Source organism: Microcella frigidaquae, assembly GCF_014200395.1.
Lineage (GTDB): Bacteria > Actinomycetota > Actinomycetes > Actinomycetales > Microbacteriaceae > Microcella > Microcella frigidaquae.
The window spans coordinates 1,773,158-1,789,342 of sequence record NZ_JACHBS010000001.1 but is presented as its reverse complement, the minus strand read 5'-3'; the positions used below and the strand labels follow the sequence as shown (position 1 = coordinate 1,789,342).

Here is a 16,185-nt window from a genome sequence, read left to right as displayed (position 1 = left end):
GAAAGGCCCCGAGTCGATCGACTCGGGGCCTTCACACTGGCGGTGACGGTGGTGTCTAGTTTCAGGACATAGGAAACCCCTGTCTCACGACATAGGAAACATCCCGACACCCTCAAGGACGTGTCCAAAGCGCGCCTGATCATCACCGCCATCACCATCCAGGGCCTGACCCAAGCCGAAGCAGCCCGCACCTACGGCGTCTCACCCGGATGGGTGTCAAAACTCATGGCCCGCTGGCGCATCGACGGCGACGCGGCGCTGGAGCCGCGCTCCCGCCGCCCCCGCACCACCCCGAACGCGATCCCTCCGACCACTGTTGAGCTGATCGTGCAGCTGCGCGAGCAGCTCACGCGGAAAGGTCTCGACGCCGGCGCCCACACCATCGCCTGGCACCTGCACCACCACCACGACACGGTCGTATCGCCGGCGACGATCTGGCGCACCCTGAAACGGCAAGGCCTCATCGAGCCCGAACCGAAGAAACGCCCCAAGTCCTCCTATGTCCGCTTCGAAGCCGCGCTGCCCAACGAACGCTGGCAGTCCGACGTCACCCACTATCGTCTCGACGGCGACGGCGACGGCGACGGCGCGAACGCCGAGATCCTGACCTGGCTGGATGACTGCACCCGCCTCGCCCTCTCGGTGACCGCCCACCAGGCGGTCACCACCCCGATCGTGGTCACCACCTTCCGAGCTGCCGCCGAAAAGCACGGCGATCCCGCGTCAACGCTGACCGACAACGGCATGATCTTCACCGTCAAGCACTCCGGATACGGGCGCCGAGGAGGCCGCAACGCCTTCGAAACGGAACTGCGCACCCGCAACATCGTGCAGAAGAACGGCTCCCCCTCGCACCCGCAAACGCAGGGCAAGGTCGAACGGTTCCAGCAGACGATGAAGAACTGGCTCCGAGCGCAGACCCCGCAACCGGCGACGCTTCAGCAGCTGCAACAGCTGCTGGATGAGTTCGTCGAGGAATACAACTTTCGCCGCCCGCATCGGTCCCTGCCCCACCACGCGACCCCCGCAGCCCGCTACCAAGCCTTACCGAAAGCCTCCCCGACCCCCGGCGCACGAGACGCCGACCACCACACGCGCATCCGCCACGACCGCATCGACAAGACCGGCTGCATCACCCTGCGCATCGCCAGCAGACTGCACCACATCGGCATCGGACGAACCCACACCGGAACCCACGTTCTCGTGCTCGTCAACGACCTCGACGTCACCGTGATCAACGCCGCAACCGGCGAGCTGCTGCGCGAGCTCACCATCGACACCAGCCGCGACTATCAGCCCACCGGACGACCGAAAGGCCCCCAGAAACGAAGGAAACCCCCGAACCAATAGGTTCGAGGGTTTCCTATGTCCTGAGACAGGACACTGGCGGTGACGGTGGGATTTGAACCCACGGTGGGCTCAACACCCACACAACTTTTCGAGAGTTGCACCTTCGGCCGCTCGGACACGTCACCGCGGGAGAGTTTAGTACAGGCGAGCGGGTGGGTCGAACCGGCGTCGGACGCGGGCCCGCATCCGCCCGCCGCCCTGTGCGGGACCGGCACCGAGGCGTCGGTGGCGGCCCGTATTCTGTAGCGACCATGGCTAAGCCCACCGCGAACTTCGTCTGCACAGAGTGCGGCTGGACGACCCTGAAGTGGGCCGGGCGCTGCGGCGAGTGCCAGCAGTGGGGCACAGTCATCGAGAAGGATGCTCCGGCCCAGCCGCGCACCGCCGCGAGCCGCCCCGCCGCGGGTCGGGCCGCACGCCCCATCACCTCGATCGAGCCGCGCGAGACCAGCCACACGCCCACGGGCATCGCCGAGTTCGATCGGGTGCTCGGCGGGGGCATCGTGCCCGGCGCCGCCATTCTGCTGTCGGGCGAGCCGGGGGTCGGCAAGTCGACCCTGCTGCTCGAGGTCGCGGCGCGGGCGGCGAAGCATGGCCAGCGCGTGCTCTACGTGAGCGCGGAGGAGTCGGTGGCGCAGGTGCGGCTTCGGGCCGAGCGCACGGGCGCGCTGACGCCCGAGCTCTACCTGGCGAGCGAGACCGATCTCGCGACGATCCTCGGCCAGATCGACGAGGTGCAGCCCGCGCTCGTCATCGTCGACTCGGTGCAGACCGTGGCGTCGTCGCTCGTCGAGGGGCTCGCCGGCGGCGTCTCGCAGGTGCGCGAGGTCGCGGCGACGCTGATCCGTGTGGCGAAGGAGCGCGAGGTTCCCGTGGTGCTCGTCGGCCATGTGACGAAAGACGGCACGATCGCCGGCCCGCGTCTGCTCGAGCACCTCGTCGACGTGGTCTGCCAGTTCGAGGGCGACCGCCAGACCGCACTGCGGTTCGTGCGCGCGCTCAAGAACCGCTTCGGCCCGACCGATGAGGTCGGCTGCTTCGAGATGACCGGCGACGGCATCGCCGAAGTCGCCGACCCGTCGATCCTGTTCCGCTCGGGCTCGAGCACCCCCGTGAGCGGCACGTGCGTCGCCATCGCCATGGAGGGCCGTCGCGCCCTGCCCGTCGAGGTGCAGGCGCTCATTGTCGCCTCGAACGCCCCCCAGCCTCGCCGGGTCGTCAATGGCGTCGACTCGTCGCGCGTCGCCATGCTGCTCGCCGTGCTCGAACGGCGCTGCGGCATGCCGCTCTCGGGCTTCGACGTCTACGTGTCGACCGTCGGCGGCATCCGCCTGACCGAACCCGCCGCCGACCTCGCCATCGCCCTCGCCGTCGCGAGCGCGCGCCGCGAGAAGGCCCTGGATGCTCACCTCGCGGCGATCGGTGAAATCAGTCTCGCCGGCGAGATCCGCGCGGTGTCGGGCGCCAGCCAGCGGGCCGCCGAAGCAGCGCGCCTCGGCTACACCACGGTGGTCGACGCCTCGGCGCTGCACCTGCGCGAGGCCGTGCGGCTCGCGTTCGCGAGCGCGCACGACGACGCGCTCGACGTGCCCGAGTTCTAGGCCTGGGCGTCGTCGCCGGCAGCCGGGTCTGCACCCTCGCGCGGCAGCCGCAGCGCGTCGAGCACGTCCTGCGGCTCGGCCTGCATCGCGTACGGGCCGGCGACGTCGAACCACACGGCCTCGAGCACGCCGATGTTCTGCTCGAGGAAGTCGCGCAGGGTCTCGCCGTCGTAGGCGAGCACGCGGTGCTCGGGCTCCTGCGGGGTCATGGCGGCGTAATTCTCCGGCGCCGAGAACAGCAGCAGCATGTACTTGTCGGCCTCGCCGCGGCGGAACACCCGCACCTGCGGCTCGCCCTCGACGGGCAGCAGCGGCACGATCACGTGGTCGTTGCGCAGGGCGAACGCCACGGCGGCGGCATCCTGGCGGGCGAGCGCGGCTCCGAGCCGCTGCTCGGGCGGCAGGGTCGAGGCGGGCAGCGCGGCGGCGGGCAGGCCGACGGGCCGCGGCGCGCGGCCGGGGCGTTTCGAGGGGCGCTTCTTGGGCATCCCGAACAGCCTACGCGGGGGCGGTGCGCGCTAGTTGAGGATGAACGGGCGGTCGCCGTCGCTCTCGAACTCGCCCACGCTGACGCTGAGGCGGTATGTCGCGCCGCCGGCGATGACGGGGGCCCGCTGCGCGTCGCAGTCGTTCGGCGACGAGCGGGTGCGGCTCCACGGGAACGGCGTGCTCGACACCTCCTCGCCGGGCTGCAGGATGCGCTCGGCCGCGACCGGTTCCTGCTGGCAGTCGGTCGAGGCCCAGATGCGGTCGCTGCCCGAGGTGATGACGTACGACTGCACGTCGGTACCGACCTGCATGGTGCACGGGGCGGCGCCAGTGTTGGTGATCGTGAGCGACAGCTGCGGCTGCTGGTCGGGGCCGTACACGTCGGAGTCGGTGACCGGCGTGACCTCGATCTGGTCGGCGGTGCACGCTGTCACCTCGCCGAGGGCGCCACCCGACTCCGTGTCTCCCTCTCCGCCGGGAGCGGCGCTCTCGGTCGTCGCCGGGTCGGGGGTCGGCTGATCGGCTGGCTCGCCCGAACCGGGGCGCACGATGATGAGCACGATGATGACGATCACGGCGAGGGCGCCCAGGCCCACGACGAGGCGGCGGCGCCAGTAGACCTCCGGCGGCAGCGGTCCGACAGGGTTGCGGATCGTCGACATGCCGTCAGGGTAGGCCCGGCGCGGTGCGGGGGCCGGATGCTCGCCCGGCGTGTGGCCGCCTTCGCAGGGCTCGCCAAGGCGCGGGTGCGCGGCTACAGCGTCTTGAGCATGCGCGTGTTGCCGAGGGTGTTCGGCTTGACGCGCGAGAGGTCGAGGAACTCCGCGATGCCCTCGTCGGGCGAGCGGACGAGCTCGGCGTACACCTCGGGGTCGACGAGCAGCTGCTCGCCGGTCGGCTCGAAGCCGTGCCGCGTGAAGAACTCGACCTCGAAGGTGAGGCAGAACAGGCGCTTCAGGCCGAGTTCGCGCGCCTCGGCCTCCAAGCTCTCGAGCAGAGCGTGCCCGACGCCCTTGCCGCGCCAGTCGTCGCGCGCGGCGAGGGTGCGCACCTCGCCCAAGTCCTCCCAGATCACGTGCAGGGCGCCGCACCCGATGACCTCGCCCGTGGCGTCGTCGACGGCGACGCGGAACTCTTGCAGCGACTCGAAGAACACGACGAGCTCCTTGCCGAGCAGGATGCGCTGCTGCACGAGCGGCTCGACCAGCCGCTTGATCGCCCGCACGTCGGTCGTGCGCGCCGGGCGCACGTGGAAGCTCCTGCTGGTCACCCCGCCAGCCTAGAGCCGCGCTGCCTGTCACAAATCACGGAACTCCGGCTCCGCATCCCGCGCGTCATCGGCAAGCAACCCCCTCGGCAAGCCGAAGATCCGTGATTTGTGACATCGGCGAACGGGCACAACGACCACGCGGCGGGCATCCGGTGTGGGATGCCCGCCGCGTACGTGCGTGACGGCCTAGTCGAGCGGCGGCAGCTCGCCGGCGTCGGCCGCCGAGGCAGCCGACGCGCCCGCGGGCCCGGCCTCGACGGCCGCGAGCTCGCGCTTCGTGGTCGCGAAGGTGAACGCCCCGTCGACGAAGTCGACCGCGATGTGGTCGCCGGCGTCGAGGTCGCCGTGCAGGATGCGCTCGCTGAGGGCATCCTCGATCTCGTGCTGCACCGCGCGGCGCAGGGGTCGGGCACCGAGCGTCGGGTCCCAGCCCACCTTGATGAGCTGCTCCTTCGCGGCCTGCGAGACCTCGATCGTCATGTCGCGGTCGAGCAGACGCTCGCGCAGGCGCTTCACGAACAGGTCGACGATCTGCAGCAGCTCGTCCTGCGTCAGCTGCGGGAAGACGATGGTCTCGTCGACACGGTTCAGGAACTCGGGCTTGAAGTGCTTCTTCAGCTCCTCGACGACCTTGGCGCGCATCGCCTGGTAGGTCGCCGCCTGGTTGCCCTCGATCGTGAAGCCGACCGGGCCGCCCGTGATGTCCTTCGTGCCGAGGTTGGTCGTCATGATGATGACCGTGTTCTTGAAGTCGACGACGCGACCCTGACCGTCGGTCAGGCGCCCCTCCTCGAGCACCTGCAGCAGCGAGTTGAAGATGTCGGGGTGCGCCTTCTCGATCTCGTCGAAGAGCACCACCGAGAACGGCTTGCGCCGCACCTTCTCGGTCAGCTGGCCGCCCTCCTCGAAGCCGACGAAGCCGGGAGGGGCACCGAACAGGCGCGAGACGGTGTGCTTCTCGCCGTACTCAGACATGTCGAGCGCGATGAGCGCGCCCTCGTCGTCGAACAGGAACTCGGCGAGCGCCTTCGCGAGCTCGGTCTTTCCGACACCCGTGGGGCCGGCGAAGATGAACGAGCCCGAGGGGCGCTTCGGGTCTTTCAGGCCCGCGCGCGTGCGGCGGATCGTCTTGGCGAGCACCGAGATCGCCTCCTCCTGGCCGATGACCCGCTGGTGCAGGGCCTTCTCCATGAAGATGAGGCGGCTCGACTCCTCCTCCGTCAGCTTGAAGACGGGGATGCCCGTGGCCTGGGCGAGCACCTCGGCGATGACGCCCTCGTCGACGACGCCGCTCGCGGCGACCTCGCCCGCGCGCCACTGCTTCTCGAGACGCAGCCGCTCACCGAGCAGCTTCTTCTCGTCGTCGCGCAGCGCGGCGGCCTTCTCGAAGTCCTGGTTCTCGATCGCCAGCTCCTTGTCGGCGCGCACGGCCGCGATCTTCTCGTCGAACTCGCGCAGCTCGGGCGGCGACGACAGGATCGACAGGCGCAGGCGAGCGCCGGCCTCGTCGATGAGGTCGATGGCCTTGTCGGGCAGGAAGCGGTCTTGCACGTAGCGATCGGCGAGGTTGACCGCGGCGACGATCGCGCCGTCGGTGATCGACACCTTGTGGAAGGCCTCGTACTTGTCGCGCAGCCCCTTGAGGATGTTGATCGCGTGCGGCAGCGCCGGCTCGTTGACCATCACCGGCTGGAAGCGGCGCTCGAGAGCGGCATCCTTCTCGAAGTGCTTGCGGTACTCGTCGAGGGTCGTCGCCCCGATGGTCTGCAGCTCGCCGCGCGCCAGCAGAGGCTTCAGGATGCTCGCCGCATCGATCGCTCCCTCCGCAGCACCGGCACCCACGAGGGTGTGGATCTCGTCGATGAAGACGATGATGTCGCCGCGGGTGCGGATCTCCTTCGTGACCTTCTTCAGGCGCTCCTCGAAGTCACCGCGGTAGCGCGAGCCGGCGATGAGCGAGCCGAGGTCGAGCGAGTACAGCTGCTTGTCTTTGAGCGTCTCGGGCACCTCGCCCTTGACGATCGCCTGGGCGAGGCCCTCGACGACGGCGGTCTTGCCGACGCCGGGCTCGCCGATCAGCACGGGGTTGTTCTTCGAGCGGCGCGAGAGAATCTGCATGACCCGCTCGGCCTCCTTCTCGCGGCCGATCACCGGGTCGAGCTTGCCCTCGCGCGCGGCCGCCGTGAGGTTGCGGCCGAACTGGTCGAGCACCTGCGAGCCCTTGTCGGGGCTGGGGCTGTCGCCGCCGACAGCGACGGCCTCCTTGCCCTGGTAGCCCGACAGCAGCTGGATGACCTGCTGGCGCACGCGGTTGAGGTCGGCGCCGAGCTTGACGAGCACCTGAGCGGCGACGCCCTCGCCCTCGCGGATCAGGCCGAGCAGGATGTGCTCGGTGCCGATGTAGTTGTGGCCGAGCTGCAGGGCCTCGCGCAGCGACAGCTCGAGCACCTTCTTGGCGCGCGGCGTGAACGGGATGTGCCCGGTCGGCTGCTGCTGCCCCTGGCCGATGATGTCTTGCACCTGCTCGCGCACGGCGTCGAGCGAGATGTTGAGCGACTCGAGCGCCTTCGCGGCGACGCCCTCGCCCTCGTGGATCAGGCCGAGGAGGATGTGCTCGGTACCGATGTAGTTGTGGTTGAGCATCTTGGCTTCTTCTTGCGCCAGCACCACCACACGACGGGCCCGGTCGGTGAACCGTTCGAACATCTCGCACTCTCCTCACGCGACGCCGTCGACAGGATGCGGAGCCGCTGTATCGAGGGTAACCAGGGCACCCCCGCAGAACTGCCCGTGTTCGCCGTAGGCGTGAGGGTTTGTGGCGACGGGTAGCGGCGCCCCGCGCATCCTCGTACGATATCGAATATCGTTAATAACGAATATCGATAGGAACTGTGATGGATCCGTTCACGATCGTCCTGCTCGCCGTACTCGTATTCGCTGTACTGCTCGTGGGCGGCATAGGTCGGCGAGAATCCCCACGCCCCTGGTTGCCGCGACTCGTTGCTGGCGGGTCCCTCGTGCTCGCCCTGCTGTCTGCCGTCGCGGGCATCGTCGGCATCGTCGCCGCGTTCGCGTTCCCGACGCTCAGCCTGCAGGTGCCCGTCATTGCGAGTGCGGACATCCCGCCAGCAGACCTTCGAGCGAGCGACGCGAGCGTGGTGAGCGGAGGCACCGAACAGGTGACCATGACGCTCACTGCCAGCGGTCTCGACGTGCTGACTCGAATTCTCGTGGTGGCTGAGGTCGTCATCACTACCGTCGTCGTCGTGACGCTGCTCGTGATGGTCGCGCGACTGGCGCGGCAGTCGGTCTCGGCCGAACCATTCACGCCACACCTTGCCAGGCTCATAGTGATCGGCGGCTCGGTGCTCGCCATCGGGTCGATCGCCGCACAGCTCGCCAGCGCATTCTCGGGGGCTCGCGCGGCCGAAATGCTCTCTACCCTCCGACCCGACGTCAACGGGGAAGGTTTGACCTCCATCCCGCCGACAGTCGTCGTCGATCTCGTGCCGGTGGGTGTCGGCCTCGCGCTCGTGGTCATCGCGGGGCTGATCCGCAACGGCGAGCGCCTGCAGAGCGACACCCGCGGGCTGGTCTGATGAGCCCGGCGGTCTCGGATGACGAGGAGACGGGCATCCACTGCCGGCTCGACGAGCTGCTCGAACAACGCGGCATGACGCTCACCCGGCTGAGCGAGCTGGTCGGCGTGAGCATCGTCAACCTCTCGGTGCTGAAGAACGACCGTGCTCGGGCGATCCGGTTCTCGACCCTGCGGGCGATCTGCACCGCGCTCGACTGCGAGGTCGGCGACCTGCTCGTCATCGACCGCTCGTGATGTGGCGGGCCCGTTCGCAACTCAGGCTGTCGTGCCGAATGTGTCGCGGCACCGCGGCACATCGGCCGATTCAGCATGAGTTACGAACACAACCCAGCCCAGCGCGGCAGTCGTAGGGTGGCGGCATGAGCAACCTCGAGGCCGAGCCCGCCGAGCTCGTCTGCGACGATGGGCCCGGGGCGGGCATCCAGGTGCTCGAGCCGCGCGAGGTTCCACTCGGCGGGCCGCGCGCCATGACCGTTCGCCGCACGCTGCCGCAGCGGGCGCGTAGCATGATCGGGGCGTGGTGCTTCGTCGACCACTACGGCCCCGACGATGTCGCCGAATCGGGCGGCATGCTCGTGCCGCCGCATCCGCACACCGGCCTGCAGACGGTGACCTGGCTGTTCGAGGGCGAGGTCGAGCACCGCGACTCCACCGGAGCGCACCAGCTCGTGCGCCCCGGCGAGGTGAACCTGATGACGGCCGGCTCCGGAATCCAGCACTCGGAGGTCTCGACGCCGCCGACCCGGCGCCTGCACGGCGCGCAGCTGTGGGTCGCACTGCCCGACCGCGACCGGCACGTCGCGCCGTTCTTCGAGCACGCGGCGATCGCGCCGGTGACCGTCGGCCCGGCGACCCTGCGCGTCTTCGTCGGGCGACTGGCGACGGATGCGGAGGGCAGCGGCCCCGTCACCATCTACACCCGCCTGCTCGGCGCACAGCTCGACCTGCCCGCCGGGGCGACCCTCGACCTGCCCGTGGATCCGGCCTTCGAGCACGGCCTGCTCGTGGATGCGGGGCCCGCGCATCTCGAGGGCACCGAGCTGCCCGCCGCGCACCTCGGCTCCGCGCCCGCGGGTCGCTCGCGGCTGCGGATCGCGGCGGGCGAGCATCCCGTGCGCGCGCTGCTTCTGGGCGGCGAGCCGCTCGGCGAGCCGATCGTCATGTGGTGGAACTTCATCGGCCGCGAGCACGACGAGATCGTGCGATTCCGGGCCGAATGGCAGGCCGATGTCGTCGAGCTCGGCACGGCGACCGGCCGCTTCGGCATCGTCGAGGGGTGGGACGGCCGCGCGCTGCCCGCACCCGTCATGCCCGATGTGCGGCTGCGCCCGCGCGACTGAGCCTGTTCGGCTGAGCGCTATCGGCCGAGCGCGTTCGGCTGAGCCGCAGAACCGCCGAGGCCCTACTCGTGCGGGTCGGCCCCGGCCTTGCTGCTCTGCTGCCGGGCGATGCGGTCGCGCTCCTCGGCCTCGACCTTCGCGTAGGTGTCGCGCTCGGCGCGGTCGGCGCGGATGATCGCCCGCATGGCGAACCAGAAGATCAGGCCGACAACGATAGTGGGCGTCACCGAGAAGATCGCGTTGCCCCAGAAGTCGTCCGGCATGACCCCTATGGTACAGCGCGCACCTGCGTGCGAGCGCGACGGCAGCCGGCGACGGGAGCGCCCCGGCGGCACGGTCACCGCGTGACGCCGGACACGACCGCGATCGGGCCCCGGTCAGGCCGCGGTGCGGCGGCGCCCCCAGAGCCCGGCACCGAGCGCGACGACGGCGAGCGCGAGGGTGAGAGCGAGCACGACGGCACCCAGCAGCGGCGCGTTGCCGCCGAGGCTGAGCATCGCCGGCGGAGCAGTCGACGCGAGAGGGTCGGCGTCGTGGGTTCCGCCGAGCGCCTGGGTCGACAGCTGCAGCTCGTCGACCTCCTCGCCCGGGGTCACGGTGTTGTTGACGGTGATGTCGGCGAGCACGGCTGAGAGGTGTCCCGCATCCGCGACCGCGACGAGGCAGTAGACGCCATCGGGCACCTCGGTGGTCGGGATGCTCACGGTGAACGCGCCCGCCCCCTCGACACTGCGTGACACGACGACGGCGCCGCACTCGCCGAGCAGCTGGGGCGCGAGCCCGACCTGCACCTCGACGGCACGGTCGACGGTGACCGCCCCTTCGACGGCGAGGGGTCCCGAGACGGTCGTTCCGGCCGCGGGCGCGGTGATGCGCAGAGCATCTGCGGCCTGGGCCGCGGTGTCGATGCCGAGCACCGCGATCAGCACGATGGGCACGCCCGCGATGACGGCGCGAAGACGGGGAGAGATCATGAGTCGCCGTTCGGGTTGGGCGAGACGAGGAGGCGAAGGCCTCCCCGCGGACGTGGGTCAGTGTGGTGCGGGTACCGCCAGGCTAGGCGTGCACCGCTGACCCCGTGAGTCCCCCATCCTGGGGGTACTGACGAATCATCAGCCCTTGGCGATGATGCCGATCACGCCCGAGATCAGCAGGTAGGCGCCGATTCCGCCGACGACCAGCCAGAGCGCCAGGCGGTTCATGCTGACGGCCGGCTTCTTGTTCTCGTCGCCGGGCAGCTTGAGCTCGTCATCCCGATTGAAGACCATGCGCCGACCCTACCCGTCCGCTACTTGACCAGCGGGAAGAGGATCGTCTCGCGGATGCCGAGGCCCGTGAGCGCCATGAGCAGGCGGTCGATGCCCATGCCCATGCCGCCCGACGGCGGCATGCCGTGCTCGAGCGCGGTCAGGAATGCTTCGTCGAGGCGCATCGCCTCGGGGTCGCCGCCCGCGGCGAGCGCCGCCTGCGCGACGAAGCGCTCGCGCTGGATGACCGGGTCGACGAGCTCGGAGTACGCGGTCGCGAGCTCGAAGCCGCGCACGTAGAGATCCCACTTCTCGACCATGCCGGGGCGCGACCGGTGCTCGCGCACGAGCGGGCTGGTGTCGACGGGGAAGTCCATGACGAAGGTCGGCCGCACGAGGCCTCCCTTGACGAAGTGCTCCCACAGCTCCTCGACGTACTTGCCGGGCAGGGGGTGGTCGATCTCGATCTCGACCGCATCCGCCAGCTTCTTTAGCTCGGCCATGGGGGTCTGCGGCGTGATCTCGACACCGGCCGCGGCGCTCAGCGAGTCGTACATGCTCAGGCGGTCCCACTCGCCCCCGAGGTCGTACTCGGTGCCGTCGGCCCAGGTGACGACGTGCGAGCCCGACACGGCGACCGCGGCGTTCTGGATCATCTCCTGCGTCAGGTCGGCCATCTGGTGGTAGTCGCCATACGCCTGGTACGCCTCGAGCATTGCGAACTCGGGGCTGTGCGTCGAGTCGGCGCCCTCGTTGCGGAAGTTGCGGTTGATCTCGAACACCCGCTCGATACCGCCGACGACGGCGCGCTTGAGGAACAGCTCGGGGGCGATGCGCAGGTACAGCTCGGTGTCGAAGGCGTTCGAGTGCGTGACGAACGGGCGGGCGGATGCGCCGCCGTGCATCGTCTGCAGCATGGGCGTCTCGACCTCGAGGTAGCCGTGGCTCGCGAAGGTGCTGCGCAGGCTGGCGACCGCGACCGCGCGGGCGCGCACGGTCTGGCGCGCCTGCTCGCGCACGATCAGGTCGAGGTAGCGCTGGCGCACGCGCGTCTCCTCGCTGAGCTCCTTGTGGAGGGTCGGCAGCGGCAGGATCGCCTTCGCCGCGATCGCCCAGTTCGACACCATGATGCTCAGCTCGCCGCGGCGGCTCGTGATGACCTCGCCCTCGACGAAGACGTGGTCGCCGAGGTCGGTGAAGTCCTTCCAGCGCTCCAAGCTCTCGTCGCCCACCTCGGCGAGGCTCACCATCACCTGGAGGCGGCTCCCGTCACCCGCCTGCAGAGTGGCGAAGCAGAGCTTGCCGGTGTTGCGGCTGAACACGATGCGGCCGGCGAGGGCGACCCGCTCGCCCGTGGCGGTGTCGGGTTCGAGGTCGGGGAACCGCGAGCGGACATCCGGGATCGTGTCGGTGACGGCGAGGCCGACCGCGTAGGGATCGATGCCGGCGTCGAGCAGCCGCTGGCGCTTGTCGAGGCGCACCTGCTTCTGCTCAGCGATCTCCTCGACAGTGGGCTCGGTGTCAGCGGTGTCGGGCTCGACGATGTTCTCGCTCATCAGACCCCCAGCCTACCGGCGGCGGGATGCGGGCTTCGGGCCCGGGTCAGCCGAGGTGCAGCAGCGCGGTGTCGATGAGCCGGGTCGAGCCGACCCGCGCGGCGATCAGGGCGCGGGCCGGGCCGCGGTGGTCGTCGTCGACGGGCTGGAAGGTGTCGGGGCGCACGACGGCGATGTAGTCGAGCTCGACACCCTCGGCACCCATGAGAACGCCCTGCGCGGCGGCGAGCACCGCATCGATGCCCCGGTCGGCCGCCGACTGAGCGGCCTCGAGCGCGTCGGGGATCGAGCGGGCGGCTCGACGCTGCCGCTCGTCGAGGTAGGCGTTGCGGCTCGAGAGGGCGAGCCCGTCGGCGGCGCGCACGGTCTCGACGACGTCGACGCGGGCGCGGATGTCGAGGTCGCGCACCATGCGCTGCACGAGGAAGACCTGCTGGGCATCCTTCTCGCCGAAGACGACGACGTGCGGCTGCGTGATGGCGAGCAGCTTGGCGACGATCGTGAGCATGCCGTCGAAGTGGCCGGGGCGCGAGCGGCCCTCGAAGAGTCCGCCGACCGGCCCGGCGGTGACGCGGGTCTGCACGGGTCCGGTCGGATACATCTCGTCGACGGCGGGGGCGAACACCGCGTCGACACCGAGCCCGGCGAGGGCGACGCGGTCGGCCTCGAGGTCGCGCGGGTAGCGGTCGAAGTCCTCGGTCGGCCCGAACTGCATCGGGTTGACGAAGATCGACACGACGACGACGTCGGCCGTCTCACGAGCCCGCTCGACGAGGGCGAGGTGCCCCTCGTGCAGCGAGCCCATGGTCGGCACGAGGGCGATGGTGCGCCCGGCGGCCCGCACTGCGTCGAGGCGGGATCGCAGCCCGGCGATGGTCGACTCGACCGGCGGCAGGGCCGGAGTGGGGGTGGAGCTCACCGGATGAGCCTATCCGCGCCATCGCCGGTGCCGTCGGCGCCGCCCGACTGCAGGGCGTTCTCGACAGCGGAGCGCACGACCCCGCCGAGCAGGCGACCCGGCTCGTCGACGCCGATCGCGCGCAGCGCGGCGACCGACTGCCCGATGAGCGCGCCCGAGAAATCGGCGACGGCTCCGACGGCGTCGGCGTAGGCAGCGCGGTCGCCCTCGGCGATGACGACCGGCTCGGCTCCCATCTCGACGACGAGCGCCTGGGCGATGGGCAGCACCGGGGCGGGCGCGGTCACGGCGCACCACGCGTCGCGCAGGCGGGCCAGGTCGACGCTCGTGCCGGTGAAGGCGAGAGCCGGATGCACGGCCAGCGGGATCGCGCCCGCGGCCCGCGCGGGGTCGAGCACCACGGTGCCGTACCGGGCGGCCGTGTGCAGCACGAGCTGCCCGGGCTGCCAGGCGCCGAGGATCGCGAGCCCGCTCACCAGCTCGGGCAGCTGGTCGTCGGGCACGGCCAGCACGACGAGCTCGCTGCGCTCGACGATGGCCGGCACGTCGAGCACGGGCGCTCCGGGCAGCAGCGCCTCGACGCGGTCGCGCTCGTCGTCGGTGCCCGCCGAGATGCCGACGAGGGCGTGCCCGGCGGCGGCGAGCGCGGCGGCGAGCACGGGGCCGACCCGGCCCGCGCCGACGACACCGACGCCGAGCCGACCGTCGCGACCGCTCACGCCTGTCGCCACCGGTGGCTCGTGTCGGTGCGGGCCGCGCTCACGGAGGCGGCGGCAACGTCGTCGAACAGCCGCAGAGCATCAGTGCGGTCGAGGGCTCCGAGCTGCGGGACGATCGGGCCGAACACCGTGTGCACGTGCACCTCGCCGAGGCGCAGCGCGCGCAGCAGGGGGCCCTGCACGACCGCGACCGACTGGGTTCGACTGAGCGGCACCACCGTCAGCGAGCGCCAGATCGCGCCGCGGCGCAGGAGCACGGCCGTCGGGCTGAGCAGGAAGCCGTTGCGGCGGCGCGAGAACCAGCGCAGCGCGCGGGCCCGCGGCGGCGAGACCGTCCAGCCGCCCTCGGCATCGCGGCCCAGGATGCCCTGCTCGAGCACCGGCATCGCCTCGTCGGTCGCCACGTCGGGCAGCAGCAGGCGCAGCACGGCCCGCACGTCGTCGAGGTTGCCGACCGGCAGGATCGTCGTCTGCTGCTGCCCCGCGGCACCGTTCTGCGACGAGCGCGACGCGCGGTTGACGGCGATCTGCCACCAGCCCGCGGGCCGCCACAGCAGCGGCTGACTGACCTTCACCGAGTGGATGCGCCCGGGCGGCAGCGTCTCGTTCGTCGTCGAGAGCAGCCCGAACCCGACACGCACGCCGTCGGGCGTCGCCGCGATCGAGTAGCGCAGCGAGCGCGTGATGCGCGTGACGAGGAAGCCGCCGAGGCCGATGAGGCCGGGGAACATCGCGAACAGCAGGGCGAGCTCGCCGGTGGTCACGCTCGTGACGACGATCGTGACGAGGATCGCCACGAGCACGATCATGGTGTCGCTGAGCAGGGTCGAGCCGATGAGCCGCCCGGGGTTCATCCGCACGACCGACTCGGGGGCCGCGACCTCGACGTCGAGCTCGGGGGCGAGAAGCTCCGCGGCACGCTGCTCGAGCATCCCGCTCACGCCGCCCGCGAAGCCGTCGCCGCCCGCGCCCTCCGCGGGCGCGGTCGGGCGCTGGGCTCCGGATGCGAGCAGGAGGATGTCGCGACGCAGGGCATCGGCATCCGTGCCGCGCAGGTAGGCCAGCGGCACGCTCGCGTCGTTGCCGGCGACGGTGATCTCGAGCTTGGCGGCCCCGAACAGGCGCGGCACGAACGGCCGGGCGATGTTGATGCCCTGGATGCGGTCGAGGCGCGCCTTGCGGTTGGTGCGGAAGAGGATGCCGGAGCGCACCTCGACGACCTCGTCGGTGATGCGGAACATGTGCACGCGCCAGGACAGCCAGAAGCCGAGGACCACGAGCAGCAGCACGCCGACCCCGGCGGCGAGGGCCACGAGCACGAGGTTCTCGCGCACGATGAAGTCGATCGCGTCGGATTCGAGATCGCCGCCCGGCACGGAGTCGTCGTCGGCTCCGAAGAAGAGCGCGAGTACGCGGTCGCGGAGGTTGACGATCAGCACGCCGAGGATCGCGAGCACGGCGAGACCGCCGCGGAACAGCGGGGTCGCCGGGTGCAGCCGGTGCCACTCGCCGTCGGCGAAGTCGGTGCGCGCTGCAGGCGGTGCGGTGGGCGGTGCGGTGGGCGGTGCGGTGGACGGCGCGGCGGGCTCCCCGGCCGGCTGCGCGACGGGCTCGGGCGTCGACTGCGGGTCGCTCACAGACCCGCCCGACGGGTCTCGGCGACCGCGACGAGGTGGTCGCGCAGGCGCTCGGCCTCGGCCAGCGGCAGACCCGGGATGAGCACGCCGCTCGAGGCGGCCGCCGTCACGAACTTGAGCTCGGCGAGGCCGAACGCGCGGGCGATCGGCCCGCGGCTGATGTCGACCAGCTGCATGCGGCCGTACGGCACGGCCACGAAGCGCTGGAACATGATGCCGCGGCGGAACAGCAGGTCGTCCTCGCGCAGCAGGTAGCCGATGGCCCGCACCCGGCGCGGGGTCAGGGCGAGGATGACGAGGAAGATCGCGCCGAGGCCGGCGCCGATGAACCAGCCCTCCTGCCAGCCGAACCAGAACGGGATGAAGCCGGCGACCGTCGCGATCGCGCCGAAGATCAAGGTTCCGAGCATGTCGACCGGGATGTACCGGGGAGAGACCCGCTGCCATTCCGTCTCG

17 protein-coding genes and 1 tRNA gene are annotated in these 16,185 nt (G+C 70.7%); 5 read left to right on the top strand and 13 right to left on the bottom strand.

Annotated features, from left to right (window positions below; translation table 11 throughout):
- Positions 1 to 120 precede the first annotated feature (120 nt).
- Complete coding sequence (locus BJ959_RS08785) at positions 121 to 1,350, top strand: IS481 family transposase (protein WP_183321953.1); 1,230 nt, start codon at positions 121 to 123, stop codon at positions 1,348 to 1,350.
- A 34-nt stretch (positions 1,351 to 1,384) separates the two neighbouring features.
- Here BJ959_RS08785 and BJ959_RS08780 read toward each other — a convergent pair.
- Positions 1,385 to 1,475 (bottom strand) — tRNA-Ser (locus tag BJ959_RS08780).
- Between the two features lie 126 nt (positions 1,476 to 1,601).
- Between BJ959_RS08780 and radA the strand changes: the two genes are divergently transcribed.
- A complete protein-coding gene (gene radA / locus BJ959_RS08775) occupies positions 1,602 to 2,951 on the top strand; it encodes a DNA repair protein RadA (RefSeq protein ID WP_153982024.1) in 1,350 nt (449 codons plus the stop codon).
- On the opposite strand, the gene BJ959_RS08770 is transcribed toward radA, so the two are convergent.
- The 4 genes from BJ959_RS08770 to BJ959_RS08755 all read right to left on the bottom strand — a co-directional run bounded on the left by BJ959_RS08770 (position 2,948) and on the right by BJ959_RS08755 (position 7,416).
- Positions 2,948 to 3,439 carry an SseB family protein gene (locus tag BJ959_RS08770; protein ID WP_183321951.1) on the bottom strand — a complete coding sequence of 164 codons (492 nt, stop codon included), beginning with the start codon at positions 3,437 to 3,439 and terminating at the stop codon, positions 2,948 to 2,950. The two genes, radA and BJ959_RS08770, sit on opposite strands and share 4 nt — an antisense overlap.
- Before the next feature lie 30 nt (positions 3,440 to 3,469).
- Positions 3,470 to 4,102: a hypothetical protein gene (locus BJ959_RS08765; RefSeq protein WP_153982025.1), complete on the bottom strand. Its 633-nt coding sequence runs from the start codon at positions 4,100 to 4,102 to the stop codon at positions 3,470 to 3,472.
- 92 nt (positions 4,103 to 4,194) lie between these two features.
- Positions 4,195 to 4,710, bottom strand: a complete 516-nt coding sequence (locus BJ959_RS08760) for an amino-acid N-acetyltransferase (protein WP_153982026.1) — start codon at positions 4,708 to 4,710, stop codon at positions 4,195 to 4,197.
- Positions 4,711 to 4,896: 186 nt separating this feature from the next.
- Positions 4,897 to 7,416 carry an ATP-dependent Clp protease ATP-binding subunit gene (locus BJ959_RS08755; RefSeq protein WP_153982027.1) on the bottom strand — a complete coding sequence of 840 codons (2,520 nt, stop codon included), beginning with the start codon at positions 7,414 to 7,416 and terminating at the stop codon, positions 4,897 to 4,899.
- Between the two features lie 188 nt (positions 7,417 to 7,604).
- Between BJ959_RS08755 and BJ959_RS08750 the strand changes: the two genes are divergently transcribed.
- The 3 genes from BJ959_RS08750 (at position 7,605) to BJ959_RS08740 (ending at position 9,651) form a co-directional block, all read left to right on the top strand.
- Positions 7,605 to 8,309, top strand: coding sequence for a hypothetical protein (locus tag BJ959_RS08750; RefSeq protein WP_153982028.1), 705 nt, complete (start codon positions 7,605 to 7,607; stop codon positions 8,307 to 8,309).
- On the top strand, positions 8,309 to 8,545 hold the full coding sequence (locus BJ959_RS08745; RefSeq protein WP_153982029.1) for a helix-turn-helix domain-containing protein: 237 nt from the start codon (positions 8,309 to 8,311) through the stop codon (positions 8,543 to 8,545). Before BJ959_RS08750 ends, BJ959_RS08745 begins: the two co-directional genes overlap by 1 nt.
- A gap of 125 nt (positions 8,546 to 8,670) precedes the next feature.
- Entirely contained in the window at positions 8,671 to 9,651 is a 981-nt protein-coding gene (locus BJ959_RS08740) for a pirin family protein (protein WP_153982030.1), read from the top strand.
- A 62-nt stretch (positions 9,652 to 9,713) separates the two neighbouring features.
- On the opposite strand, the gene BJ959_RS08735 is transcribed toward BJ959_RS08740, so the two are convergent.
- The 8 genes from BJ959_RS08735 to BJ959_RS08700 all read right to left on the bottom strand — a co-directional run bounded on the left by BJ959_RS08735 (position 9,714) and on the right by BJ959_RS08700 (position 16,151).
- Entirely contained in the window at positions 9,714 to 9,914 is a 201-nt protein-coding gene (locus BJ959_RS08735; protein WP_153982031.1) for a hypothetical protein, read from the bottom strand.
- Between the two features lie 114 nt (positions 9,915 to 10,028).
- Positions 10,029 to 10,625, bottom strand: a complete 597-nt coding sequence (locus BJ959_RS08730) for a hypothetical protein (RefSeq protein WP_153982032.1) — start codon at positions 10,623 to 10,625, stop codon at positions 10,029 to 10,031.
- 138 nt (positions 10,626 to 10,763) lie between these two features.
- Positions 10,764 to 10,919 carry a hypothetical protein gene (locus tag BJ959_RS08725; RefSeq protein WP_153982033.1) on the bottom strand — a complete coding sequence of 52 codons (156 nt, stop codon included), beginning with the start codon at positions 10,917 to 10,919 and terminating at the stop codon, positions 10,764 to 10,766.
- Between the two features lie 20 nt (positions 10,920 to 10,939).
- Entirely contained in the window at positions 10,940 to 12,454 is a 1,515-nt protein-coding gene (lysS, locus tag BJ959_RS08720; RefSeq protein WP_153982034.1) for a lysine--tRNA ligase, read from the bottom strand.
- Between the two features lie 46 nt (positions 12,455 to 12,500).
- A complete protein-coding gene (gene panC / locus BJ959_RS08715) occupies positions 12,501 to 13,373 on the bottom strand; it encodes a pantoate--beta-alanine ligase (protein WP_153982035.1) in 873 nt (290 codons plus the stop codon).
- On the bottom strand, positions 13,370 to 14,092 hold the full coding sequence (locus tag BJ959_RS08710) for a DUF2520 domain-containing protein (RefSeq protein ID WP_153982036.1): 723 nt from the start codon (positions 14,090 to 14,092) through the stop codon (positions 13,370 to 13,372). The genes panC and BJ959_RS08710 overlap by 4 nt, the downstream gene beginning before the upstream one ends.
- Positions 14,089 to 15,729, bottom strand: coding sequence for a PH domain-containing protein (locus tag BJ959_RS08705; protein ID WP_153982037.1), 1,641 nt, complete (start codon positions 15,727 to 15,729; stop codon positions 14,089 to 14,091). The genes BJ959_RS08710 and BJ959_RS08705 overlap by 4 nt, the downstream gene beginning before the upstream one ends.
- Complete coding sequence (locus tag BJ959_RS08700; RefSeq protein ID WP_341799917.1) at positions 15,726 to 16,151, bottom strand: PH domain-containing protein; 426 nt, start codon at positions 16,149 to 16,151, stop codon at positions 15,726 to 15,728. Before BJ959_RS08700 ends, BJ959_RS08705 begins: the two co-directional genes overlap by 4 nt.
- Positions 16,152 to 16,185 lie beyond the last annotated feature (34 nt).

Bases quoted from the DNA above. Each gene is read 5' to 3' on its own strand.
- BJ959_RS08740 (WP_153982030.1), top strand. From the start codon at position 8,671: ATGAGCAACCTCGAGGCCGAGCCCGCCGAGCTCGTCTGCGACGATGGG.
- BJ959_RS08755 (WP_153982027.1), bottom strand. From the start codon at position 7,416: ATGTTCGAACGGTTCACCGACCGGGCCCGTCGTGTGGTGGTGCTGGCG.
- BJ959_RS08750 (WP_153982028.1), top strand. From the start codon at position 7,605: ATGGATCCGTTCACGATCGTCCTGCTCGCCGTACTCGTATTCGCTGTA.
- BJ959_RS08725 (WP_153982033.1), bottom strand. From the start codon at position 10,919: ATGGTCTTCAATCGGGATGACGAGCTCAAGCTGCCCGGCGACGAGAAC.
- BJ959_RS08735 (WP_153982031.1), bottom strand. From the start codon at position 9,914: ATGCCGGACGACTTCTGGGGCAACGCGATCTTCTCGGTGACGCCCACT.
- BJ959_RS08745 (WP_153982029.1), top strand. From the start codon at position 8,309: ATGAGCCCGGCGGTCTCGGATGACGAGGAGACGGGCATCCACTGCCGG.
- lysS (WP_153982034.1), bottom strand. From the start codon at position 12,454: ATGAGCGAGAACATCGTCGAGCCCGACACCGCTGACACCGAGCCCACT.
- BJ959_RS08765 (WP_153982025.1), bottom strand. From the start codon at position 4,102: ATGTCGACGATCCGCAACCCTGTCGGACCGCTGCCGCCGGAGGTCTAC.
- radA (WP_153982024.1), top strand. From the start codon at position 1,602: ATGGCTAAGCCCACCGCGAACTTCGTCTGCACAGAGTGCGGCTGGACG.
- BJ959_RS08770 (WP_183321951.1), bottom strand. From the start codon at position 3,439: ATGCCCAAGAAGCGCCCCTCGAAACGCCCCGGCCGCGCGCCGCGGCCC.
- BJ959_RS08730 (WP_153982032.1), bottom strand. From the start codon at position 10,625: ATGATCTCTCCCCGTCTTCGCGCCGTCATCGCGGGCGTGCCCATCGTG.